The 20,311-nt window shown below is 60.4% G+C and carries 23 protein-coding genes and 3 pseudogenes; 16 read left to right on the top strand and 10 right to left on the bottom strand.

Translation table 11 applies throughout. From position 1 onward, the window contains the following. Nucleotides 1-49: 49 nt before the first annotated feature. The 3 genes from SB725_RS22765 to SB725_RS22755 all read right to left on the bottom strand — a co-directional run bounded on the left by SB725_RS22765 (nucleotide 50) and on the right by SB725_RS22755 (nucleotide 2,387). Nucleotides 50-1,207, bottom strand: coding sequence for an aminotransferase class V-fold PLP-dependent enzyme (locus SB725_RS22765; protein ID WP_027925795.1), 1,158 nt, complete (start codon nucleotides 1,205-1,207; stop codon nucleotides 50-52). A gap of 204 nt (nucleotides 1,208-1,411) precedes the next feature. Beyond that, on the bottom strand, nucleotides 1,412-2,026 hold the full coding sequence (locus tag SB725_RS22760) for a LysE family translocator (protein ID WP_027925794.1): 615 nt from the start codon (nucleotides 2,024-2,026) through the stop codon (nucleotides 1,412-1,414). Between the two features lie 103 nt (nucleotides 2,027-2,129). Then, the gene (locus SB725_RS22755; protein ID WP_410922603.1) at nucleotides 2,130-2,387 is read right to left on the bottom strand and encodes a hypothetical protein; all 258 of its coding nucleotides are present in this window, start codon (nucleotides 2,385-2,387) and stop codon (nucleotides 2,130-2,132) included. 170 nt (nucleotides 2,388-2,557) lie between these two features. On the opposite strand from SB725_RS22755, the pseudogene SB725_RS22750 reads away from it, so the two are divergent. Continuing rightward, nucleotides 2,558-2,689 (top strand): annotated as a pseudogene (locus tag SB725_RS22750) (hypothetical protein); the annotation flags it as partial. Then, a pseudogene (locus tag SB725_RS22745) lies at nucleotides 2,656-2,799 on the top strand (sigma-54-dependent Fis family transcriptional regulator); the annotation flags it as partial. The pseudogenes SB725_RS22750 and SB725_RS22745, both read left to right, overlap by 34 nt. Here the strand turns inward: SB725_RS22745 and SB725_RS22740 are convergent. Further along, nucleotides 2,796-3,161, bottom strand: coding sequence for an antibiotic biosynthesis monooxygenase (locus SB725_RS22740; protein WP_027925792.1), 366 nt, complete (start codon nucleotides 3,159-3,161; stop codon nucleotides 2,796-2,798). The pseudogene SB725_RS22745 and the gene SB725_RS22740 overlap by 4 nt on opposite strands. Nucleotides 3,162-3,254: 93 nt before the next feature. Between SB725_RS22740 and soxR the strand changes: the two genes are divergently transcribed. Then, nucleotides 3,255-3,722, top strand: coding sequence for a redox-sensitive transcriptional activator SoxR (gene soxR / locus SB725_RS22735; RefSeq protein WP_410922598.1), 468 nt, complete (start codon nucleotides 3,255-3,257; stop codon nucleotides 3,720-3,722). Nucleotides 3,723-3,735: 13 nt separating this feature from the next. Here the strand turns inward: soxR and SB725_RS22730 are convergent. Then, nucleotides 3,736-3,951 (bottom strand): annotated as a pseudogene (locus SB725_RS22730) (MetQ/NlpA family ABC transporter substrate-binding protein); the annotation flags it as partial. A 256-nt stretch (nucleotides 3,952-4,207) separates the two neighbouring features. Between SB725_RS22730 and SB725_RS22725 the strand changes: the two are divergent. The 9 genes from SB725_RS22725 (at nucleotide 4,208) to SB725_RS22685 (ending at nucleotide 11,078) form a co-directional block, all read left to right on the top strand. Next, nucleotides 4,208-4,666 (top strand): VOC family protein, encoded by a 459-nt coding sequence (locus tag SB725_RS22725; RefSeq protein ID WP_027925790.1) that lies wholly within the window; start codon nucleotides 4,208-4,210, stop codon nucleotides 4,664-4,666. Nucleotides 4,667-4,970: 304 nt separating this feature from the next. Then, nucleotides 4,971-6,149, top strand: coding sequence for a PepSY-associated TM helix domain-containing protein (locus SB725_RS22720; RefSeq protein WP_059182429.1), 1,179 nt, complete (start codon nucleotides 4,971-4,973; stop codon nucleotides 6,147-6,149). Continuing rightward, nucleotides 6,146-6,688 (top strand): hypothetical protein, encoded by a 543-nt coding sequence (locus SB725_RS22715; RefSeq protein ID WP_027925788.1) that lies wholly within the window; start codon nucleotides 6,146-6,148, stop codon nucleotides 6,686-6,688. The genes SB725_RS22720 and SB725_RS22715 overlap by 4 nt, the downstream gene beginning before the upstream one ends. Continuing rightward, nucleotides 6,685-7,014 carry a hypothetical protein gene (locus SB725_RS22710; protein ID WP_027925787.1) on the top strand — a complete coding sequence of 110 codons (330 nt, stop codon included), beginning with the start codon at nucleotides 6,685-6,687 and terminating at the stop codon, nucleotides 7,012-7,014. The genes SB725_RS22715 and SB725_RS22710 overlap by 4 nt, the downstream gene beginning before the upstream one ends. Next, a complete protein-coding gene (locus tag SB725_RS22705) occupies nucleotides 7,011-7,583 on the top strand; it encodes a DUF6162 family protein (RefSeq protein ID WP_027925786.1) in 573 nt (190 codons plus the stop codon). Before SB725_RS22710 ends, SB725_RS22705 begins: the two co-directional genes overlap by 4 nt. A 35-nt stretch (nucleotides 7,584-7,618) precedes the next feature. After that, nucleotides 7,619-8,536: a metal ABC transporter substrate-binding protein gene (locus SB725_RS22700; RefSeq protein ID WP_027925785.1), complete on the top strand. Its 918-nt coding sequence runs from the start codon at nucleotides 7,619-7,621 to the stop codon at nucleotides 8,534-8,536. Continuing rightward, nucleotides 8,533-9,279 (top strand): metal ABC transporter ATP-binding protein, encoded by a 747-nt coding sequence (locus SB725_RS22695; protein ID WP_059182427.1) that lies wholly within the window; start codon nucleotides 8,533-8,535, stop codon nucleotides 9,277-9,279. Before SB725_RS22700 ends, SB725_RS22695 begins: the two co-directional genes overlap by 4 nt. Continuing rightward, the gene (locus SB725_RS22690) at nucleotides 9,276-10,175 is read left to right on the top strand and encodes a metal ABC transporter permease (RefSeq protein ID WP_027925783.1); all 900 of its coding nucleotides are present in this window, start codon (nucleotides 9,276-9,278) and stop codon (nucleotides 10,173-10,175) included. The genes SB725_RS22695 and SB725_RS22690 overlap by 4 nt, the downstream gene beginning before the upstream one ends. Beyond that, nucleotides 10,176-11,078: a metal ABC transporter substrate-binding protein gene (locus SB725_RS22685; protein WP_410922597.1), complete on the top strand. Its 903-nt coding sequence runs from the start codon at nucleotides 10,176-10,178 to the stop codon at nucleotides 11,076-11,078. Between the two features lie 182 nt (nucleotides 11,079-11,260). Here the strand turns inward: SB725_RS22685 and SB725_RS22680 are convergent, their stop codons facing one another. The 5 genes from SB725_RS22680 to SB725_RS22660 form a co-directional block, all read right to left on the bottom strand. Next, nucleotides 11,261-11,488: an MbtH family protein gene (locus SB725_RS22680; protein WP_027925781.1), complete on the bottom strand. Its 228-nt coding sequence runs from the start codon at nucleotides 11,486-11,488 to the stop codon at nucleotides 11,261-11,263. 82 nt (nucleotides 11,489-11,570) lie between these two features. Next, nucleotides 11,571-12,983: an aspartate aminotransferase family protein gene (locus tag SB725_RS22675; protein WP_410922596.1), complete on the bottom strand. Its 1,413-nt coding sequence runs from the start codon at nucleotides 12,981-12,983 to the stop codon at nucleotides 11,571-11,573. Between the two features lie 56 nt (nucleotides 12,984-13,039). After that, nucleotides 13,040-13,522 (bottom strand): GNAT family N-acetyltransferase, encoded by a 483-nt coding sequence (locus SB725_RS22670; protein WP_059182425.1) that lies wholly within the window; start codon nucleotides 13,520-13,522, stop codon nucleotides 13,040-13,042. A 215-nt stretch (nucleotides 13,523-13,737) separates the two neighbouring features. Beyond that, complete coding sequence (locus SB725_RS22665; RefSeq protein WP_027925778.1) at nucleotides 13,738-15,063, bottom strand: ATP-binding protein; 1,326 nt, start codon at nucleotides 15,061-15,063, stop codon at nucleotides 13,738-13,740. Further along, nucleotides 15,060-15,740, bottom strand: a complete 681-nt coding sequence (locus tag SB725_RS22660; protein ID WP_027925777.1) for a response regulator — start codon at nucleotides 15,738-15,740, stop codon at nucleotides 15,060-15,062. Before SB725_RS22660 ends, SB725_RS22665 begins: the two co-directional genes overlap by 4 nt. Nucleotides 15,741-16,039: 299 nt before the next feature. On the opposite strand from SB725_RS22660, the gene SB725_RS22655 reads away from it, so the two are divergent. The 4 genes from SB725_RS22655 to dsbG all read left to right on the top strand — a co-directional run bounded on the left by SB725_RS22655 (nucleotide 16,040) and on the right by dsbG (nucleotide 20,286). Then, on the top strand, nucleotides 16,040-16,816 hold the full coding sequence (locus SB725_RS22655) for a hypothetical protein (protein WP_027925776.1): 777 nt from the start codon (nucleotides 16,040-16,042) through the stop codon (nucleotides 16,814-16,816). A 121-nt stretch (nucleotides 16,817-16,937) separates the two neighbouring features. Further along, nucleotides 16,938-18,674 (top strand): protein-disulfide reductase DsbD, encoded by a 1,737-nt coding sequence (dsbD, locus tag SB725_RS22650; RefSeq protein ID WP_027925775.1) that lies wholly within the window; start codon nucleotides 16,938-16,940, stop codon nucleotides 18,672-18,674. Continuing rightward, nucleotides 18,674-19,540: a TlpA disulfide reductase family protein gene (locus tag SB725_RS22645; RefSeq protein ID WP_059182424.1), complete on the top strand. Its 867-nt coding sequence runs from the start codon at nucleotides 18,674-18,676 to the stop codon at nucleotides 19,538-19,540. The genes dsbD and SB725_RS22645 overlap by 1 nt, the downstream gene beginning before the upstream one ends. Next, nucleotides 19,516-20,286 carry a thiol:disulfide interchange protein DsbG gene (dsbG, locus tag SB725_RS22640; RefSeq protein WP_194940725.1) on the top strand — a complete coding sequence of 257 codons (771 nt, stop codon included), beginning with the start codon at nucleotides 19,516-19,518 and terminating at the stop codon, nucleotides 20,284-20,286. The genes SB725_RS22645 and dsbG overlap by 25 nt, the downstream gene beginning before the upstream one ends. Nucleotides 20,287-20,311: the final 25 nt, after the last annotated feature.

The raw sequence follows: 20,311 nt of genomic DNA, 5'->3' as shown, positions 1-20,311 counted from the left end.
TCACTTCAGCTTATTGTTGAGTGCCGATCTGAGTCGGCGCTTTAAGGCGCTACTGCCAGAATGCCGGGGCACTGGCGCAGGCCGCTTTGATCAGGTGCACCGCTTGGTCGATGTCTTGCTCGGTGGTGAACCGGCCGAGGCTCAAGCGGATGGTGCGACTCGCCGAGCGGGCGTCATGCCCCAGGGCCAGCAGCACATGGGATGGCGCGTTGCTGGCGGAGTTACAGGCCGACGTCGCAGAAAAAGCGATCGAATGGCTCAACGCCGCAGAATTGAACTCACCTTCGCTGAACGTCAGGCTGAGGGTGTGGGGAATGCGCTGGGCCGGGCTGCCATTGAGGCGAACACCGGGAAGGCTCAGCAACTGCTCAAGCAACCGTTCGCGCAAGCGCACGATCGTGGCTTTCTCGTCATCGAACAGGTCGGCGGCCAAGGCGAAGGCCGCGCCCATGGCTGCGATCTGATGAGTCGCCAGGGTACCGGAGCGCAACCCGCCTTCGTGACCACCGCCGTGAATCTGAGCCTGCAAGCGTTGCTGAGCGCGCGGGCCGACGTACAACGCACCGATGCCTTTGGGACCGTAGATCTTGTGCGCGGAAAACGACATCAGGTCGACCGGCAGGCGCGCCAGATCAATGGCCACCTTGCCCGCGCCTTGAGCGGCGTCGACGTGAAACAACGCATCGCGAGCACGCACGACTTCGCCGATGGCGGCGATATCATTGACAGTGCCGAGTTCGTTATTGACCAGCATCAGCGACACCAGAAAGGTGTCTTCGCGCATCGCTTCGCTGACTGCTTGCGCCGTGATCAAACCTTCGGCGTCAGGCACCAGGTACGTGACCGCAACCCCGGCGTCCTGCAATTGCTTCGCCGTGTCGAGAATCGCCTTGTGTTCGATCTGGCTGGTAATGATGTGCCCGCCGCTGACACCACGGGCCTGGGCCACGCCTTTGAGCGCGAGGTTGTTGGATTCAGTGGCGCCGGAGGTCCAGACGATTTGCTGCGCCGTGGCGCCAACCAGTTCGGCAACCTGCTGCCGGGCGTGCTCGACCGACTGTCGGGCTTGCTGACCATAGGCATGGGAGCTGGACGCCGGGTTGCCGAAATTGCCGGTAAAACCCAGACACTCGACCATGACCTTGATGACCCGCTCATCCACCGGCGTGGTGGCGGCGTAATCGAAATACAACGGACGCTTATTCATAAAAGACTCGCAGAGCGTGTTCCGGGATCAGGAAGCTCATGACGGAAACGTCGAGGCGCAGCCTTGTGAGCTGCGCCGATATTTCAGCACGTTAGAAATACCTGATCGGAAGCCGTTAAAGAAGAACAACTTCATTTAAAAGTGCGTAGGAACGCTCCTGAAGTCGAGCTTAACAGGCATCGGGCAACCGGTTGAAGCAATGCGTCAGCTAAAGCTTTCAAGAAGTAACGGATACAGCGACGCCACCAACAGCGCCGCCATGCCCCAGTTGAACAGGCGCAACCAGCGGCGGTCCTTCAACACATTGCGCAACAACGTGCCGCACCCGGCCCAGAGACCGACGCTCGGCAGGTTGATCAAGGCAAACACCGCCGCAATGATGATCACGTTGGTGAAATAACCCTGCATCGGCGTGTAGGTGCTGATGGCACCGATGGCCATGATCCACGCCTTTGGATTGACCCATTGGAACGCCGCTGCGCCCAGGTAAGTGATGGGTTTGCTTTCGCCGTTCTCGCTCTCGGAGACCGGACCTGAATGGGCGATTTTCCATGCCAGGTACAGCAGATACGCCGCGCCGACGTAACGCAGCACGGTATAGAGCAAAGGATAGGTTTTAAACACGGCACCGAGGCCGAACCCGACGGCGACCACCAGGACAAAGAAACCACAGGTGACGCCCAACATATGCGGGATGGTGCGGTTAAAGCCAAAGTTCACACCCGATGCCAGCAACATGGTGTTGTTGGGGCCGGGAGTAATCGAGGTGACGAGCGCAAACAAGGCCAAGCCCATCAGCAGATCGAGTGAAAGCGTCATCAGCGGCAGTCCATGAGGGTCAATCGGGTGTTAAGACCCTATCGCACGCCTTGCCGGAAACCCATGGACAGTTACGTGAAACTTCGAGCGGTACAGTTTTCGATCAGCTTGGACGACCATGAAGCTGTACAGCACGTTCGGCGTTCATCTCGCCCTGTTTATCGAAGCTGAACGACTTTTGCGGTTGACCGAGCAAGGCGGCTTTCTTCGCGTGGTATTCCTCGAAGGACAGGCCACGACGATTCAAATCCTCTAGCGCCAATTCCTTTGATTCCTCGGCGGTGTACGGCCGCAATTCCGGTGAAACATGACTGGCACATCCGGCAAGCACAGAGACCGCGAGCAGCAGAAAAGTGGCGATTAGAGGTTTCGTTTTTGGCGTCCTGCATCTGGGTTCGGGGGAATGAACACAGGCTACTCGCGCGGCTTGGCGGGCAGAAATCAACGCTCTCAATAGTGGCTATCGACTTTGGTAAACACTCTCCAGGTACGCCAAAACATATTCATTAACGAACTATAAATATTTATTTTTTGCCGATTGGCGTCTACGCCACCGAAGCCGATTTCGCCAACTACCAAATAATCGGTGAGCCCTTGAAGGCCCGCATTCGTCTTGCTGCAGAAAGCGCAATCAGGTGCACACCGCTGCCCTGCTGGGCCTGAGCCGAAACGTGACGCGCACGCGGCTGATCAAGATCGGCGAACTGGCCGTGAACAAACGCCGGGGGATGGAGAATGTCCAGGGCGAGCGGGTGATGCAGTTGTCGATTTAACCCACCAGGCGGCAGTGCAGCGCGTTGTCGTGGCTGAGCGCCAGGCTGTGCAGCACCTGGAACGAGCCGAACGTCACGGTCTTCGCCTGATGCGCGCGGATCAGCTGCCAGAAATCCTGCTCGCCGCTTTCGAAACTGCGAAAGGCCGCCTCTCCCGCCGCGCGGGTTTGCCATTGCAGGTAGTTGAGCACCCGCCGGCCGTCGTCGCTGGCCTGGATGCTGGCACTCAGAAAACCACTGAAATCCCGGGCCAGACGCTCGGTCTGCCGGGACAACGCCGACACCAGTGCAGGCTGCTGATGCGGCTCGATCTCGAACTCGATCAGTTGGGTGAAGCTGCGATTGTTCTCTGACGATTGCATGAATAGTCCCCCTCACGTGTCAGGCGGATCTTGCGATCCGAAGGCCTGCAGGGTAAAACCTCGAGTTAACTAGAGGTCAAGTAGGATTTTTAAATGATCACCCCGGACACTCTGCACAAGGAACTCACCGTCGGCCAATTGGCCGCCCGCAGCGGTGTGGCGATCACGGCGCTGCACTTTTATGAATCGAAGGGGCTGATCAACAGCACGCGCAATCAGGGCAACCAGCGGCGCTATCCACGGGAAGTGTTGCGGCGGGTGGCGCTGATCAAAGTCGCGCAGCGCCTGGGGATTCCGTTGGCGGAGATCGGTGAAGCGTTGAAATCGCTACCGGATAACCGCGCACCGACGGCGGCGGACTGGAAGGTGTTGTCGGCGCAATGGAGTCAGGACCTGGATGAACGGATCAATCAGCTGACGTTGCTGCGCGACAAGCTCAATGGCTGCATCGGGTGTGGGTGTTTGTCGATGGAGGCGTGTCCGTTGCGTAATTTTGGCGATGTGCTGGGGGAACAGGGGCCGGGAGCGCAGCTGCTGGAATTGGGGACAGGTCCGAAATAGCGACGCGGCTATCGCGGGTCAGGATGAACTGCCGTTCCTCATCCGAATTCAACGCCTTGGCCAGTTTCTGCAAGGCCGGATCATTGATGTTGTCCGGCCGCGCCGCCAGAAATTCGATGTACAGGCTCCTGCCCTTCTCGACAATCAACGCGCTGTTGGTGTCGATCCCCGCTTCCAGCGCGTCGTTGGCAATGACAAACGCCAGGTTGACCTGACTCACCGAGCGCGAGTTCTCTACAACTGTATTTAACAGAGCCATTGCAGCTTCTGTGCCGAGCCCCCCTGCTTTCGGGGGGGGGGGTGACGGGAATTTATCAGCGTTTCTGATGATGCAGCCGAGCAATCTGCTGCCGCGCTGTTGCTGGCTGAACAGTGTGGCTGCTCGTCGGGTGCTCGGCTGGCAACACGACGCTGACCTATATTTATTCGGCCGGAAATCGGCGCAGGACACTTTCCACCCACAACAACAAACAGGGAGATTCATCATGAGCGTCAAACCCATTCCAGAGGGTTATCACAGCATCACCCCGTATCTGGGCATTCAAAAAGCGGCCGAAGCGATCGAGTTCTACAAGAAGGCCTTTGGCGCCATCGAAGTCATGCGCCTGGCCATGCCCGATGGCGGCATTGGTCACGCCGAACTGAGGATCGGCGACTGCCCGATCATGCTCGGCACGCCATGTGATCAGGGGCCGTTGAGCAACCCGGACAAGTCGCCGTCAGTGGGTCTGCATCTGTATGTGACGGATGTGGACAAGTCCTATAAACAGGCGATTGATGCGGGTGGCACGGTGGTGTCCGAGGTTAAGGATCAGTTTTATGGCGACCGCTCCGGGACGTTGAAAGATCCGTATGGGCATTTGTGGTTTTTGGCCACGCGCAAGGAAAACCTGACTCAAGCGCAGATTGAGCAGCGGGCGAAGGAGATGTTTCAGCAGGGTTGAGAGCTTTGTCGCCTGATCGGGCCCCATCGCGAGCAAGCTCGCTCCCACAGGTACAGCGGTGATCCTGTGGGAGCGCGCTTGCTCGCGATGGGGCCATCCCCAACATCGCAAATCCCCCCGGTAACAACTTCTCGCCAATAAGAAACATTTACTTTCATCTCCCCCTTCGGGATTTCTGTTCCTCATCCGTCTTATAGAGATGCAGTCGGCGTGCGCCCGCAACAGCCATCGCTGGCCTTTTCATGGACCTCATCGCTGGGAAGCCCGCAGCAGAGGTTCTCTCATCGATACAAGACCTTTAATCATGTCGAAGAAATCCCGTTCCAAACTCTGGTTTCTGGTCCACAGCTGGCTGGCATTACCGATCTGGTTTTTCGTGCTGATTGTCTGTGTCACCGGCACATTGGCGGTGATCAGTCAGGAAATCGTCTGGCTGGCCAACCCGCAAATGCGCGCCAGCCAGCCGTCGGACGATGCGCCGTTACTCAGCTATGACCAGATCATCGCGGCAATCAAACAGGCCGAACCGGACACGCTGGTCGAATCCATCAGCCGCCCCGATGAATCCCACTTCGCCCTCGACGTCAGCGTCAGCTACCCCGACGGCCGCTCGGTGACCGTGTACGTCAACCCGTACAGCGGCGTTATTCAGGGCACCGCCCCGGCCTTCGATTTCAAGGCGTTTACCCGCGCGTTGCACGGCTGGTGGCTGGTGCCGTTCACCAATGGCTACAGCTGGGGCTGGTACCTGGTGTCCTTCTTGAGCCTGCCGCTGCTGGCCTCGCTGGTCACCGGGCTGGTGGTCTACAAAAAATTCTGGAAGGGCTTCTTCCGGCCGACCCTGCGTATTCGTCATGGCGCGCGGATTTTCTGGGGCGACTTTCATCGCCTCAGTGGCATCTGGTCGATCTGGTTTATTGCGGTGATTTCCATCACCAGCACCTGGTTCCTGATTCAGGCGTTCATGTTCGATAACCAGGTCTCGATTTCCACCGCGCCGGTGGCCCTGGTGGTGCCGCGTGAAAGCGTACCGGTGAGCAGCGATGGCTCCCCTGCACCGACGATCAGCCTCGAAACCGCGATTGCCCAGGCCAAGGAACGCATTCCCGGCCTGGAAGACAGCTTCGTCAGCCTGCCCGCCAATGCCTACAGCTACTTGTCGGTGGGTGGACGCAGTTGGTATCCGCTGATGTACCAGACGGCCGATATCAACCCATACACCGGCGACGTCGCCGCCACGCGCTTGCTGTCGGACCGCAGCGGCCTGGAGCTGGTGACCGAGTCCATGCGCCCCTTGCACACCGGTGATTTCGGCGGGATCTGGATCAAACTGATCTGGTTCTTCTTCGGTTTGATCCTGAGCATGATGGTCCTCAGCGGCCTGCTGATCTGGACCAAACGCACCGCCCTCGCCACCGCCAACGCTCTCAAGCGCAGCCACAAACAGCCACGGGTGCAAGCCGCGACGGAGGTCAGCCAATGAACGCGCACGCCAAGCAAACACCGGACTCGACCCTGCGCCGCTTCTGGCTCAAATGGCGCTTCCATATCAACGTTCTGCTGTTGTTGGTGCCACTGGGGTTCATGCCCAAATACTTCGCTGACGAGGCGCTGTTTCGCGGAGATACCGGGCTCGGTGAGCGGGAGATAGGGGAAATCCAGGTCGGCCCGTGGAGCCTGCGCCTGGCCGAACTGCGCAATGAAGCCCCGACGCTCGACGGACCCGCCGGCCACATGAAGAACTTCACCGCCGCACTGTGCGACAGCTGCCGCGATCAGGTCAAGGCGACTTACCTGCGCATCGGCAAACCGCGCAGCCTGCGGGCCGCCGGGGTGATTTTCTTCGGCACGCCGCATCGCATGGGCGCCATGGTGCCGATCCCGGAAAAGACCAAGGCTGACGCCGAGCTGTGGATCACCATGGAAGGCTGGGACGGCGCGATGCACCAGGCCGCCCTCCCCCTGAGCCAGGCATCGCCGGCCACCGTCGCGTGGCTGAACCAACAAGGAGGCAAACCATGATCAGCATTTTTCGCCCACTTCAAACTGTGTTGCTGGTGCTCTGCGCCGGATTCAGTGCCAGCGCGCTGGCGCACAACCCGATGTGCGAATGCAAAGCCGTCGATGCCGAACAGATCAAATGCACCGGCGGCTTCTCCGACGGCAGCGGCGCACCGGGCGTGACCCTGGACGTGATCGGCTACGACGAAACCATTCTGGTGCCGGGCAAGCTCGGCGCCGATTCCACGCTGACCTTCAAGAAACCCGGCGCGGAATTTTATGTGCTGTTCGACGCCGGTCCCGGCCACGTCGTCGAGATCGACCAAGCGGACATCGAAACCCCATGAGTACGCCCACCACATACGTCGTCCGTCCGGCCGGTGCCGGCCACGAAACCCTTTATGTGCTGCTGTTGTGCCTGATGATTCTGGCGGTAGCCGGTTCGGTGGTTGCCTGGCGCCACGAGTCCCAGGCCGTGAGCAGCGTCGGCAGCCATCAACTGGATGCCCGCCGCGACTTGAGCGCGTCCGAGCAAGGGATCTACGCCGACCTGCGGGTAACGCTGGACGAGATTCACTTGCTGCAACAGGAACAGCAAACCCTGCCAACACCTGAAGCCCTCGCCGAGGAAGGTTTTGCACCCTTCGCCCAAGACGCCAGCTCCGTCAGTCGTGGCGCCCATCAATGGCAATTGCTCGACGCCAAGGCGTACTTCGGCCAGAGCCAGGCACCCGCCGTGGCTGGTTCGTTTTTGATGCGCCTGACCGCTGGCGACGAGGCACCGGACATCTGGCTCCACCGCGCCACCGACCTCCAAGCCCCGACCGACCTGACGGACGCCGCCCTCGAAAGCACCGGCTGGCAACTGATCGTCGCGCAATTCGATGCCGGCGTGACCCGCCAGCATCGGCACTGACCCCTCGCCTTCAACCGAGAGAAGACCGCTTTCCCATGCCTATTTCATCTTTCCTGCGCCTGCTATCGGTCGGCTTGCTGGCCTGCCTGCTGACTCCTCTGGCCCATGCCGACGACGCCAAACGCCTGCGCATCGGCATCACCCTGCACCCTTATTACAGCTACGTCGCCAACATCGTCGGCGACAAGGCTGATGTGGTGCCGCTGATTCCGGCCGGTTTCAATCCGCACGCCTACGAGCCCCGCGCCGAGGACATCAAGCGCATCAGCGGACTGGACGTGATCGTGCTCAATGGCGTCGGTCATGACGACTTCGCCGACCGCATGATTGCCGCCAGCGAAACCCCGAACATCACGGTGATCGAAGCCAACGAAAACGTGCCGCTGCTGGCCGCCACTGGCGTCGCCGCACGCGGTGCGGGCAAGGTGGTCAACCCGCACACGTTCCTGTCGATCAGCGCCTCGATTGCCCAGGTCAACAACATCGCCCGGGAACTGGGCAAGCTTGATCCGGCCAACGCCAAGACCTATACGCAAAACGCCCGCGCCTACGGCAAACGTCTGCGGCAGATGCGCGCCGACGCCTTGGCGAAGCTGACCCAGGCACCCAACGCCGCACTTCGCGTGGCCACCGTTCACGCGGCTTACGATTACCTGCTGCGTGAATTCGGCCTCGAAGTCACTGCGGTGGTTGAACCTGCGCACGGCATAGAACCGAGCCCGAGTCAGTTGAAAAAGACCATCGACCAACTGCGCGAACTGGACGTGAAAGTGATCTTCTCGGAGATGGATTTCCCCTCCACTTACGTCGACACCATCCAGCGTGAATCCGGGGTGAAGCTGTACCCGCTGTCGCACATTTCCTATGGCGAATACACCGCCGACAAGTACGAAAAGGAAATGACCGGCAACCTCAACACTGTGGTCCGGGCGATACAGGAGTCGGGTCAATGACTGCTCAAGAAAACCTCTCGGCCCAAACCAGCGGCCCGACCTTGGACTTCAGCGATGTCAGCCTGACCCTCGGGCGTACAACGATCCTCGACAACGTGACCTTTCAGGTTTCCCCCGGCAGTGTGCACGCGCTGGTCGGCCCCAACGGCGGTGGCAAGAGTTCGCTGATCAAGACCCTGCTCGGACAGATGCCGCATCAGGGGAAGCTGAGCCTGCAATGGCCGGACATACCCGGGACCATCGGCTACGTGCCGCAAGCCCTGGAGTTTGATCGCGGCCTGCCCATGACCGTCGACGATTTCATGGCCGCCATGTGCCAGCGCCGCCCGGCGTTCCTCGGTTTGAGCAAACACTACGCCGCCGCGATCGGTGAAGCGCTGGAACGGGTCGGCATGCAGGACAAACGCAAACGGCGCATGGGCGCATTGTCCGGCGGTGAGCGTCAACGGGTATTGCTGGCTCAAGGGCTGATCCCGGCGCCGCAACTGCTGGTGCTCGACGAACCGATGTCGGCGCTGGATGAAGCCGGTATCCGGGTGTTCGAACGGCTGCTCGGCGACTGGCGCCAAAGCGGCATCACCGTGCTGTGGATCGAGCACGATCTGGAGGCCGTCGGGCGCCTGGCGGATCGCGTCACCGGGCTCAATCGCCGGGTGTTGTTCGATGCCACGCCGAAACAGGCCCTGACCCCGGAACGTCTGCTGACTCTGTTTTCCACCCATCCACGGAGCGCTGCCAAATGAGCTACGAAGCCTTTCGCTTGATGGTTCAGGGCTGGGCGTCTTCGGGGTATCTGCCCGAGGCGCTGGCCTACGGATTTGTGGTCAACGCACTGCTCGCCGGCCTGTTGATCGGCCCGGTACTCGGTGGATTGGGCACATTGGTGGTGGTCAAGCGCTTCGCGTTTTTCTCCGAAGCGGTGGGTCATGCGGCGTTGACCGGCGTGGCCATCGGCATCCTGCTCGGCGAGCCCTACACCGGGCCTTATGGCAGCCTGTTCGGTTACTGCCTGCTGTTCGGCATTTTGCTCAATTACCTGCGCAACCGCACCGGCCTGGCGCCGGATACCTTGATCGGCGTATTCCTGTCGGTGTCGCTGGCATTGGGCGCGAGCCTGCTGCTGATTCTGGCGGGCAAGATCAACGTGCACATTCTGGAAAACGTGTTGTTCGGATCGGTGTTGACCGTCAACGGTAACGATCTGGCGGTCCTGGCCATCGTCGGTTCGCTGGTCATGGCGCTGGCCTTGCCACTGTACAACCGCATCATGCTCGCCAGTTTCAACCCGCAATTGGCGGCGGTGCGCGGGGTGGCGGTGAAGACCCTGGATTACCTGTTTGTGATTCTGGTGACGCTGATCACCGTGGCCGCGGTGAAGGTCATCGGCGCGATTCTGGTCGGCGCGCTCCTGGTGATTCCAGCCGCCGCCGCGCGCTTGCTCAGCCAGTCGCTCAAAGGCTTTTTCTGGTGTTCGGTGCTGATCGCCACGGTGAGCACGCTGTGCGGGATTCTGGCGCCGATTGTGTTCGACTTGCCCATCCCGTCCGGTGCCGCGATCATTTTGGTGGCCGGTATCGCTTTCGCCCTGTCCGCCATTGCGCGCGGTGTCGTCCCCAGCCTCAAAGGGAATCTCGGATAAATGGTTTTTTCTCTGCGTCAATTGACCCTGGCCGTGGCGCTCTGCGGGCTGGTCAACACCTCGTTTGCGGCGGACAACGCCAAACCACTGCATGTGCTGGCGTCCTTGCCAATCACTTACGGCTTGGGTGAAGTCTTGCTCAAAGGAACTGACGTCAACCTTGAACGCGTCGCACCGGCGAACCTGCCTGGCAGCCGTCAGACCGCGTACTTCACCGGCCGTGGTGCCCCGACGCTGGCCAAACTGGCAACCCACGCCGACGCGGTGATCGGTCTGCGGTCACTGTGGGCGGATGATCCGCTGTACCCGATCTCCCGTCGCAGCAACATTCGCATTGTCGAAGTCGACGCCGCGCGCCCGGTGGACGGCGCCCTGCCCGGCATCGCCGTGCAGCCGGACAACAAGGTCGAGGGTTTGAACAGTCAGCCGTGGTTGTCCAGCAACAACATGGGGCGGATGGCGGACGTGATGGCCGCCGATCTCGTGCGCCTGGCACCAGAAGCCAAACCTGCAATCGAGGCTAACCTGGCGGCGCTGAAACAGCGCTTGCTCAAGTTCAGCGCCGACAGCGAAGCGCGGCTGGCCAGTGCTGACACTCTCAGTGTGATGAGCCTCAGTGATCACTTTGGCTATTTGATGGGCGGGCTCAATCTGGAGCTGATCGGGATCGATGCACGCTCGGATGCCGAGTGGACGCCGGAAGCGCTCAAGCGATTGGGCGCGACGTTGAAGGACAACGAGGTGGCGGTGGTGTTGCATCATCGGCAGCCTTCGGACGCGGTGAAAGCGGTGATCGCCGAGGCCGGTAGCCGGTTGGTGGTGTTGAGTGTGGATGCCGCGGATCCGGTGGCGGAGCTGGAGAGGAATGTGGACTTGGTGATCAAGGGGTTGAACGGGGTTTAAGTCAGTTGGACCGCGTTATCGTTTATCGCTGGCAAGCCAGCTCCCACAGGGATATGTGTCACACCCCGAATCCAATGTGGGAGCTGGCTTGCCAGCGATGAAGGCCTGATAAACAACACAACTTTCAGGCATGAAAAAGCCCGCTGACCTTCGCGGTTCAGCGGGCTTTTTCGTACGGTCAATCAGTGAGCCACTGCCGCCTGCTCTTCCATCTTGCGACGCAGACTCAGCGGGCGCATGTCCGTCCAGGTTTCTTCAATGTAAGCCAGGCATTCCTTTTTCAAACCGCTTTTGCCCACGGTGCGCCAGCCTTCCGGCACGGCTTTGTAGTCAGGCCAGATTGAGTATTGCTCTTCGTGGTTGACCACGACTTGAAAGAGGATGTCCTCGCGGTCGAATACTGAAGTCATGGGCGTTTCTCCATCGCTGTAGGGTGGGCTGCGCGGCGTGCGCAGCCGTTATGTAGAAAGAACGTTCAGGGCGGCAAAAAATTTAGAGACTGGCGGTGGCAGCGGTCATGGCCCGACCGAAAATCCCGGCCACCTGATCGATTTCAGCCGCCGTGATCACCAGCGGTGGCAGGAAGCGCACCACGCCGCCGTGACGGCCACCCAGCTCGAGAATCAACCCGCGCTTGAGGCATTCGCGCTGCACCAACGGCGCCAGTGCAGCCGATATCGGTGCATGACCCTGAGCGTCCGGTGCACCGGACGGGTCGACCAGCTCAACGCCGAGCATCAAGCCACGACCGCGGATGTCGCCCATGTGCGGGAAGTCCCGCTGCAGGATGCGCAGGTGTTCGCTCAAGCGCTCGCCCATCGCGGTCGCGTGCTCGCACACCTTGTGTTCGACCAGATAACGCATCACCGCGGAACCGGCGGCCATGGCCATCTGATTGCCACGGAAGGTCCCGGCATGCGCGCCCGGCAGCCAGGTGTCGAGCCAGTCGCGGTAAACCACCACTGCCAGCGGCAAGCTGCCGCCGATGGCTTTGGACATCACCACCACGTCCGGAATGATCCCGGCGTGTTCAAAGGCAAACATCTTGCCGGTGCGAGCGAAACCGCTCTGGATTTCATCGACGATCAAAGCCACGCCAGCCTTTTCGGTGATGCGGCGCACGCCGCGCAGCCAATCGAGATCCGCAGGTATTACGCCGCCTTCGCCCTGTACCACTTCCACAATCACCGCGGCCGGTAATTGCACGCCGGCCTCGGGATCATTCAGCAGGTTTTCCAGGTAGTTCAGATTGACCTGCACGCCCTGCGCCCCACCGAGGCCGAACGGGCAACGGTAATCGTAGGGATAGGGCATGAACTGCACACCGCTGCTGAGCAAGGCACCCAATGGCTTTTTCGGCCCCAGGCTGCCCATCAGGCTCAATGCGCCCTGGCTCATGCCGTGATAACCACCCTGGAACGACAACACGGTGCTGCGTCCGGTGGCGGTGCGCACCAGTTTCAGCGCGGCTTCCACCGCGTCGGTGCCGGTCGGGCCACAAAACTGGATTTTCGCCTCGGCAGCCAATGCCGGCGGCAGCAGCCCGAACAGGTCCTGCACAAACTGGTCCTTGACCGGCGTGGTCAGGTCGAGCGTGTGCAGCGGCAGTTCATCGCTCAGCACTTGCCGGATCGCTTCGATCACCACCGGATGGTTGTGCCCCAGCGCCAGCGTTCCGGCACCGGCCAGACAGTCGATGAAATGGCGCCCTTCGACGTCCTCGACATAAATGCCCTTGGCGCGTTTCAGCGCCAGGGGAATACGCCGTGGGTAGCTGCGGGCATTGGATTCCTGCTGGTTTTGACGGGCCAGCAGCGGCGATTCATTGAACTGGTACAGCGTTTCGGCAGGCGTCGGGACGATCCGGGCCGGCTGATCTTCGATAAGGCTGGTAGCGACTGACATTTCTCGACCCCTCAATAAGGTTTCCTGTTCTGGAAACGCATCAGGGGCTCAAGGATTTAGAGCGTCGACAACGCTTTGTGCATGGGAACCGCCTGAAGCCCGGCCACCGTGAAGGTTTCAGCGCAGGCCTGGTAACCCAGATGCCGGTAAAAGGCCTCGCCGGTTCGGGTGCTGTTGAGTCGTGCCTGGTGCACACCTTGCTCGATCAACCAGCCTTCAAGGTCGCGCACCAGCGCTTGCCCGACACCGCGGCGGAACCATTCCGGCTGCACGTAACAGAACGCGACCTTGCCGCTGATGCTGGCCATCGCGACGCCAACCGGTTTGTCATGCAACAGGGCGATGTTGAGGTACAACCGCGGGTCAGCCAGCCAGGGCTGGACGTGGCCGATGGTTTTGTTCTGGACCCAGGTGGCGACGGTGCGCGGGTCATTGCGGTGATCCAGTGCACACCCCACCCGAATGGAGCGCTCGAGGATACGGCTGATGATGCCCGCGTCGGCGGAGGTTGCCTTGCAGATGTGAACCGATGCTTCCATGGCGCTGTTACCTCAATCCATTGAGAAAAAGCTGCCGGGGACGATAGCGCTGACGGCCGGCAAAAGGCCAATGAAGAGAAGTTACATTTGATGTGCAACACAGATCCCCTGTGGGAGCGAGCTTGCTCGCGATAGCGGTGGCACATCCAGAATTGATGTGACTGACAAATTGCTATCGCGAGCAAGCTCGCTCCCACAGGGTTTGGGGGTGTGAGTTAGATTGTTTGCAGGGGCATGGTCAGTTCAACCCGCAACCCATCCGGTCGGCTGTCGAACCGCAACGTGCAGCCGCAGCGCTGGACAATTGCCTGAACAATCGCCAGCCCCAACCCGCAACCGGTGCTCTGGCCATTGCGCCAGAAGCGTTGGGTCAGGTGCTGCAGGTCGTCTTCTGCAATCCCCGGTCCATGGTCGCGAACCAGAAAACGCGCACGATTGCCGGTGGTCTCCAGGCTCAATTCCACGGCGCCATCGCCGGGCGTATGGCGCAAGGCGTTGTCCAGCAGGTTACGTAACGCGGCAATCGACAACACGGCGGGCATTTGCACCGGCGCACTGGAGAACGTGTTCGGCATCTGCAGCTTGATGCGCTGCCGATCCCCGCTGGCGGCGTCCTGGATGGCCAGTTTCGCCACTTGTTCAGCGCTGCACTGTACGCCGTCGTCGAACGACAAACTGCCCTCGACCCGCGCCAGCAACAGCAGTTGTTCAAGAGTCCGGTGCATGCGGTCGGCGCCCTCTTCGGCGCGGGCCAGGGATTGATCCCGCGCCGCGCCGTCGGTCATGCGCGCCACTTGCAGGTGGGTCTTGATCGCGGTCAGGGGGCTGCGCAATTCGTGCGCCGCATCGCCGGTCAGACGTCGTTCACGTTCGATGGTCTTGCCGATGCGCTGGAACAGCTGATTCTGCGTGTCCAGCAGCGGTTGCAGTTCACTAGGCAGCGGCTGTATCTGCAACGGTTCGAGGGAATCGGCGCTACGCCGCATCAGCGCATCGCGCATCCGGTTGAGCGGTGCCAGCCCTTGGCCGATGCCCAGCCACAGCAGGCACAAACAGCCGAGCAACGCCACACCCACCGGCACCGACGCGGCCAGCAGGATCGACATGTTCAGCGCCTCGCGCTCGATTTGCCGGTCGGCGGTGGTGATGCGCAGATCGCCGCGCGCCAGGGTGAAACTGCGCCACGGTGCGCCGTCGATCATTTGGTCGTGAAAGCCCATTTTCTCGGCTTCCAGGGTTTGCTGCGGATCGGTGTGACTGCGGGCGAGGATTTCGCCACGCAATGAACTGACCTGACAGGCCATGCCGCCGGGGACATTCAATTGTTCAGCGCTGAAATGGGTGCCCTCGCCCTTGGTCGGCAACGCGGGCAATTGCTCCATCAGGCCGGCGACCATGCGCGCTGAAGCCACCAGCCGCTGATCGAGGGAAAACATCATTTGGTTTCGCAGGTCGCTGAGCATCCAGGCCGCCGCCAGGGCCCAGATCAAGGCAAAAGCGGCGCCGAGGGTCAGGCTCAGGCGCAAACGCAGGCTCATCACTTCGAGGGTTCTCCGCCATCAGCCGGCCCCAGGCGATAGCCCAGGCCGCGCACGGTTTCGACGATGCCGTTACCGAGTTTGCGCCGCAGGTGATGGATGTGCACGTTGAGGGCGTTGCTTTCCAGTTCGTCGTTGAAACCGTAGACGCTGTCCTTGAGTTGCTCGGTGGAGAGCACGCGCCCGCGGTTATGCAGTAAGGCTTGCAACAACGCCTGCTCGCGACGCGACAGGTCCACCGGTTGACCGCCGAGCAGGGTTTCGCGGCTGCTGGGGTCGTAGGTCAGCGCACCGTGTTCGATCAGGTTGACGCTGCGCCCCGCCACCCGGCGCAGCAACGTGTGCAGACGCGCAGCCAGTTCGCGCAGGTCGAACGGTTTGAGCAGGTAATCATCGGCGCCGGCTTGCAAGCCATCGACCCGATCCGTCACTGAATCACGCGCGGTGAGAATCAGCACCGGAATCTCCAGACCGTTGTGACGCAGTTGCTGCAACAGCTTCAGACCGTCCTCGTCGGGAAGGCCGAGGTCGAGCACCATGACATCGAATTCAGCAACCTTGAGCATCGCGCGCGCAGACGACGCGGTGGCGACGTGCTCGACGGTCAGGCCTTGCGCGGTCAGGCCGGCAACAATGCCGCTGGCGATCAGCTCATCGTCTTCGCAAACCAGTACATGCATGGGAGCTCCCGAAGCAAAAAAAACCAGTGAAGCAGCTGAGGATTAAGCCGCAATTATGGCAAGGCATGTCGCTGACGAGAAGCGACGGCTTTGGCTGGCCATCGTACCGATTTACATCAGGCCTTTTTTATAAAAACGGCAGATTTTGAAACAGACACAAACAGCCTCATAAAAGACTTAAGAGAACTGGTTGACTCACGATATTGTGAGGCGGGAATCAGGCATCGAAAAAAAAACACTTCGAAAGATATTACCCCTCTATTTAAAGCCACTTTAACTTGACTGAAAGGATTCAGATCATGCCAACACTCGAACAGTGTATTGCCGTCGATTGGCGCGCAGGAAAAGACAGAATTTATTTCTTCTTCAAAGACACCGACACTTACGCTCGCTTCAATATCGGCGACCAGGAAGTCCCTGCTGGATATCCTTCCCCTGTCAGTGGAAGTTGGGGAACATTCGATAACCACGTCAAGAACCTGCGATTTGGCTTTGCCACGACCGGGCTGACACTGGATAAGCCGATGGATACGTCTGACCTGGATATTCTGTGGTTATTCTATTATGACGGCGATACGCCCATGGTCTGCGCCTACAATCAGGACACTGATTCGGTCCTGCAAACAAGCACCGTCCGGTCTTCCAAATGGCGTCTGTTGCTGCCTTACTTTGACCGGATCGTTGCGGGGACATGGTGGCAAGTCAACCGCAGTTCATTGTTCCGATTCATCATGAATGACGGAAACTCTCTTTACCTGGACTGGGATGAGGTGCCCCGCGCCCCTCTGCGTGACTACGCAGACGATAAATATGACGACAACCTCTTTAACCCTGTTGAGACACCCATTCAAACGATAAGACTCGAGCCCATCACAGAATCCACGTGGCCAGGTCTGGCGCTTTACAAAGACCGCATTATTACAGCGGCGCAAAACGATCGAACCTTTGCCGACAACGCGCTCTATGTTTTTCTGACCGGCAATCAGTACCTGATCTATAACATCCCGCAAAACCGCCTGGTGTCCGGCCCGCACGCAGTAGACAACCAGTCCTGGCCAGGCCTGTTGCGCAGCTGATGACTTGAACAGTAGCGGCTGCCCTCTGATCAGCTCAGCGGGCAGCACCGGCGGCGGTTAATCATCGGTTAATCGCCGCCTCCCATTGTGCACCTCACTTGCACAGGGATAAGGCTTACCCATGCGTCAACTGATTCTTTTTTTTGTTCTCTTGATCTCGGGTGTGGCCCAGGCAGGGACCAATCCGTTCGATACCAAACCTGAATTCCTGCCCGTGGAAAAGGCCTTTGTCTTGACCTCCGAGCGCCTTGAATCAGGCGAAACTCAGCTCTTCTGGCAAATTACCGACGGTTATTACCTTTACCAGAAACGCCTTAAATTCGAAGCATTGCCCCCGGAGCAGCGCCCGCAGTTGCCCGAAGGCGAAGCGCACAGTGATGAATTCTTCGGCGAACAACAGGTGTATCGCCAAGGCCTTGAGCTGAAGATTCCAGCGGGCGCCACCGGTCAGATCAAGGTGGGCTTCCAGGGCTGTGCCGATGCCGGTTTGTGCTATCCACCGCAGACTCAGGTCGTGGACCTGGGCGGCAGCATTGCAGGCACAACCAACGAAGCACCGGATCAAGCCCTGGCCAGTGGCCTGCAACAACGGGCGCTGGGCTGGAGTTTGCTGGTGTTCTTCGGCCTGGGGCTGTTGTTAGCCTTTACGCCTTGCTCGTTGCCGATGCTGCCGATTCTGGCCGGGTTGATCGTCGGCAGCGGGGCCACACCCAAACGCGGCTTTGCGTTGGCGACCAGTTACGTGGTGAGCATGGCGCTGGTGTATGCGGCGATGGGCGTGCTGGCCGCGCTGCTCGGGGCGAACCTGCAGGCGCTGTTGCAGAACCCGTGGCTGCTGGGCAGCTTCGCGGCGATATTTGTCCTGCTGGCGTTGCCGATGTTCGGTTTCTTCGAGCTGCAACTGCCGGTGGCGGTGCGGGACCGGCTGGAAAATGTATCGCGCAATCAGCGTGGCGGCAGCCTGACCGGTGCCGGTGTGCTCGGGGCCTTGTCGGGGTTGCTGGTCGGTCCGTGCATGACCGCGCCATTGGCCGGCGCCCTGCTCTACATCGCGCAAAGCGGCAATGCGCTAAATGGCGGGCTGATTCTGTTTGCCATGGGCATCGGCATCGGTGTGCCGCTGTTGTTGCTGGTGACCGTGGGCACTCGTTTCCTGCCCAAACCCGGCGCCTGGATGAACTTGCTCAAAGGCATCTTCGGCTTCCTGTTCCTCGCCACCGCGCTGCTGATGTTGCGCCCGGTGCTGGATCAATCGCTGTGGATCGGTTTGTGCGGCGCCTTGCTGCTGATCGCCGCCTACAGTGCCTGGAAACAGTCGGAAGGTTTCGGCCGCGTCGCCCATCTGTTCGGCGCCAGTGCGCTGTTGCTTGGGATGTGGGGCGGTCTGCTGATGATTGGCGCCGCCGGGGGCAGTGATGATTGGCTCAAACCGTTGCAGGTCTACAGCGCCTCAGCGTCTTCCGGTCATGCCGCTCGCCCGACCGGCCATGACGCGTTCACCACGATCAACAGTGCGCAAGCGCTGCAACAGGAACTGGACGCCGCCCAGGCCCAGGGCCAATGGGTGCTGCTGGACTACTACGCCGACTGGTGTGTGTCGTGCAAGGTCATGGAAAAGCAGGTGTTCGGCAAACCCCATGTGATGGAAGCGTTGAGCGATGTGCGCTTGCTCCGGCTGGACGTCACCGCCGACAATGCCGCCAGCCGCGAACTGCTCGGCCGTTATAAAGTGCCGGGGCCACCGAGTTTTCTGTGGATCGGCGCCGACGGCGAAGAGCGTCGCAGCCAGCGCATCACCGGCGAGGTCGATGCCGACACCTTCCTGCAACGCTGGACCACTACCCGAGACGCCCGTTGATGCTGACCTTTACCCTCGGCACCTTTGCCATCGCGCTTAACCATCTGCTGCTGATCAGTGCCTTGGCACTGGCGACATTTGTCGGCTGGCGGGTGGCCAAACGGGGTGGCGAGAACCCCGAGTCGGTGCTGTTCAGCCTGTTCCTGATGGGAATGCTGGCGGCCCGTGTCAGTTTCGTCGCCATTTACTGGACGCACTATCGCAACGATCCGTGGCAAATCATCGACCTGCGCGACGGCGGTTTTCTCGCCTGGCCAGGGGTGATTGTGCTGCTGCTCGCCACGCTGTATCGCGGCTGGCGTCGGCCGGGGCTGCGCCGTCCTCTGGGATTCGGCGTGGGCAGCGGCCTGGCGTTCTGGCTGCTGGCGACCGTCTCCCTGAGCATTTATGAGCAAGGCACACGCCTGCCGGAAATCAGCTTGCGTAATGCCGCCGGTGAAACCGTGCAACTGGCCGATTACCAGGGGGGGCCGCTGGTGATCAACCTCTGGGCCACCTGGTGCCCGCCGTGCCGTCGAGAAATGCCGGTACTGGAAAATGCCCAGCAACACCGCCCGGACCTGACGTTCCTGTTCGTCAATCAGGCCGAAAGCATGCAAAGCGTCGCCACCTTCCTCGAAACCCAGGGCCTGAGCCTGACCAACGTGCTGTTCGATGGTGGCGGTCGTTTGGGTCAGGCCGTGGGTTCCATGGCTTTGCCGACTACGCTGTTCTATAGCAATGACGGCCGCCTGTTGGGCAGTCATTTGGGCGAGCTCTCGGAAGCCAGTCTGGCCCGCGCCCTGGAAAACTTCGACAGTCCTTCTTCTGCCGCACCGTCCACTTCTCCAAGGAAACTGCCATGCCCCGCCTCCGCCACCTGCTGACGCTGACCCTCGGCGCCGCCCTGCTGCACCTGCCGTCGGTGCAGGCCGCCGAAGAACTGCCCGAAGCGATCAAGAAGATCGAAGCCAAGGGTGCGAAAATCGTCGGCCAGTTCGATGCCCCCGACGGCTTGCGCGGTTACGCGGCGCAATACCAGAACCGTGGCATGGCGCTGTACCTGACCCCGGATGGCAAGCATGTGTTGCTCGGCAACCTCTACGATGCCGAGGGCAATGACCTGTCCGCGGCGCCGTTGCAGAAACTGGTCTACGCGCCAATGTCCAAGGAAGTCTGGGGCAAGATGGAAGCCAGTAACTGGATCGGCGATGGCAAAAAAGATGCCCCGCGTGTCGTGTACCTGTTCAGCGATCCGAACTGCCCTTACTGCAACCTGTTCTGGGAACAGGCGCGGCCATGGGTGAAATCCGGCAAGGTGCAATTGCGCCACATCATGGTCGGGATCATTCGCGAAGACAGCCCGGGCAAATCGGCGGCATTGCTGGCGGCCAAGGACCCGAGCAAAGCGCTGGAAGAGCACGAAAAGGCTGGCAAGGAGAGTTCGCTCAAGGCGCTGAAGGAAGTGCCGCCGGCGATTCAGCTGAAACTGGCGGCGAACATGCAATTGATGGAGGACCTGGAGTTGCAGGCGACGCCGGCGATTTTCTATATGGATGACAAGGGTGAGCTGCAACAGCAGCAAGGCGCGCCTTCGCCGGACAAGTTGGCTAAAATTTTGGGACCTAAGTAGAACTTATCGACACCATCGCGAGCAG

Origin of the sequence: Pseudomonas sp. SIMBA_041 (assembly GCF_046535095.1) — a bacterium.
Lineage (GTDB): Bacteria > Pseudomonadota > Gammaproteobacteria > Pseudomonadales > Pseudomonadaceae > Aquipseudomonas > Aquipseudomonas mucoides.
The sequence above is the reverse complement of the archived record's forward strand: the minus strand, read 5'-3'. Positions and strand labels throughout refer to the sequence as shown.

Coding starts and splice junctions, on each gene's coding strand:
- SB725_RS22765 (WP_027925795.1), bottom strand. CDS start 1,207: ATGAATAAGCGTCCGTTGTATTTCGATTACGCCGCCACCACGCCGGTG.
- SB725_RS22760 (WP_027925794.1), bottom strand. CDS start 2,026: ATGACGCTTTCACTCGATCTGCTGATGGGCTTGGCCTTGTTTGCGCTC.
- SB725_RS22740 (WP_027925792.1), bottom strand. CDS start 3,161: ATGCAATCGTCAGAGAACAATCGCAGCTTCACCCAACTGATCGAGTTC.
- soxR (WP_410922598.1), top strand. CDS start 3,255: ATGATCACCCCGGACACTCTGCACAAGGAACTCACCGTCGGCCAATTG.
- SB725_RS22725 (WP_027925790.1), top strand. CDS start 4,208: ATGAGCGTCAAACCCATTCCAGAGGGTTATCACAGCATCACCCCGTAT.
- SB725_RS22720 (WP_059182429.1), top strand. CDS start 4,971: ATGTCGAAGAAATCCCGTTCCAAACTCTGGTTTCTGGTCCACAGCTGG.
- SB725_RS22715 (WP_027925788.1), top strand. CDS start 6,146: ATGAACGCGCACGCCAAGCAAACACCGGACTCGACCCTGCGCCGCTTC.
- SB725_RS22710 (WP_027925787.1), top strand. CDS start 6,685: ATGATCAGCATTTTTCGCCCACTTCAAACTGTGTTGCTGGTGCTCTGC.
- SB725_RS22705 (WP_027925786.1), top strand. CDS start 7,011: ATGAGTACGCCCACCACATACGTCGTCCGTCCGGCCGGTGCCGGCCAC.
- SB725_RS22700 (WP_027925785.1), top strand. CDS start 7,619: ATGCCTATTTCATCTTTCCTGCGCCTGCTATCGGTCGGCTTGCTGGCC.
- SB725_RS22695 (WP_059182427.1), top strand. CDS start 8,533: ATGACTGCTCAAGAAAACCTCTCGGCCCAAACCAGCGGCCCGACCTTG.
- SB725_RS22690 (WP_027925783.1), top strand. CDS start 9,276: ATGAGCTACGAAGCCTTTCGCTTGATGGTTCAGGGCTGGGCGTCTTCG.
- SB725_RS22685 (WP_410922597.1), top strand. CDS start 10,176: ATGGTTTTTTCTCTGCGTCAATTGACCCTGGCCGTGGCGCTCTGCGGG.
- SB725_RS22680 (WP_027925781.1), bottom strand. CDS start 11,488: ATGACTTCAGTATTCGACCGCGAGGACATCCTCTTTCAAGTCGTGGTC.
- SB725_RS22675 (WP_410922596.1), bottom strand. CDS start 12,983: ATGTCAGTCGCTACCAGCCTTATCGAAGATCAGCCGGCCCGGATCGTC.
- SB725_RS22670 (WP_059182425.1), bottom strand. CDS start 13,522: ATGGAAGCATCGGTTCACATCTGCAAGGCAACCTCCGCCGACGCGGGC.
- SB725_RS22660 (WP_027925777.1), bottom strand. CDS start 15,740: ATGCATGTACTGGTTTGCGAAGACGATGAGCTGATCGCCAGCGGCATT.
- SB725_RS22655 (WP_027925776.1), top strand. CDS start 16,040: ATGCCAACACTCGAACAGTGTATTGCCGTCGATTGGCGCGCAGGAAAA.
- dsbD (WP_027925775.1), top strand. CDS start 16,938: ATGCGTCAACTGATTCTTTTTTTTGTTCTCTTGATCTCGGGTGTGGCC.
- SB725_RS22645 (WP_059182424.1), top strand. CDS start 18,674: ATGCTGACCTTTACCCTCGGCACCTTTGCCATCGCGCTTAACCATCTG.
- dsbG (WP_194940725.1), top strand. CDS start 19,516: ATGCCCCGCCTCCGCCACCTGCTGACGCTGACCCTCGGCGCCGCCCTG.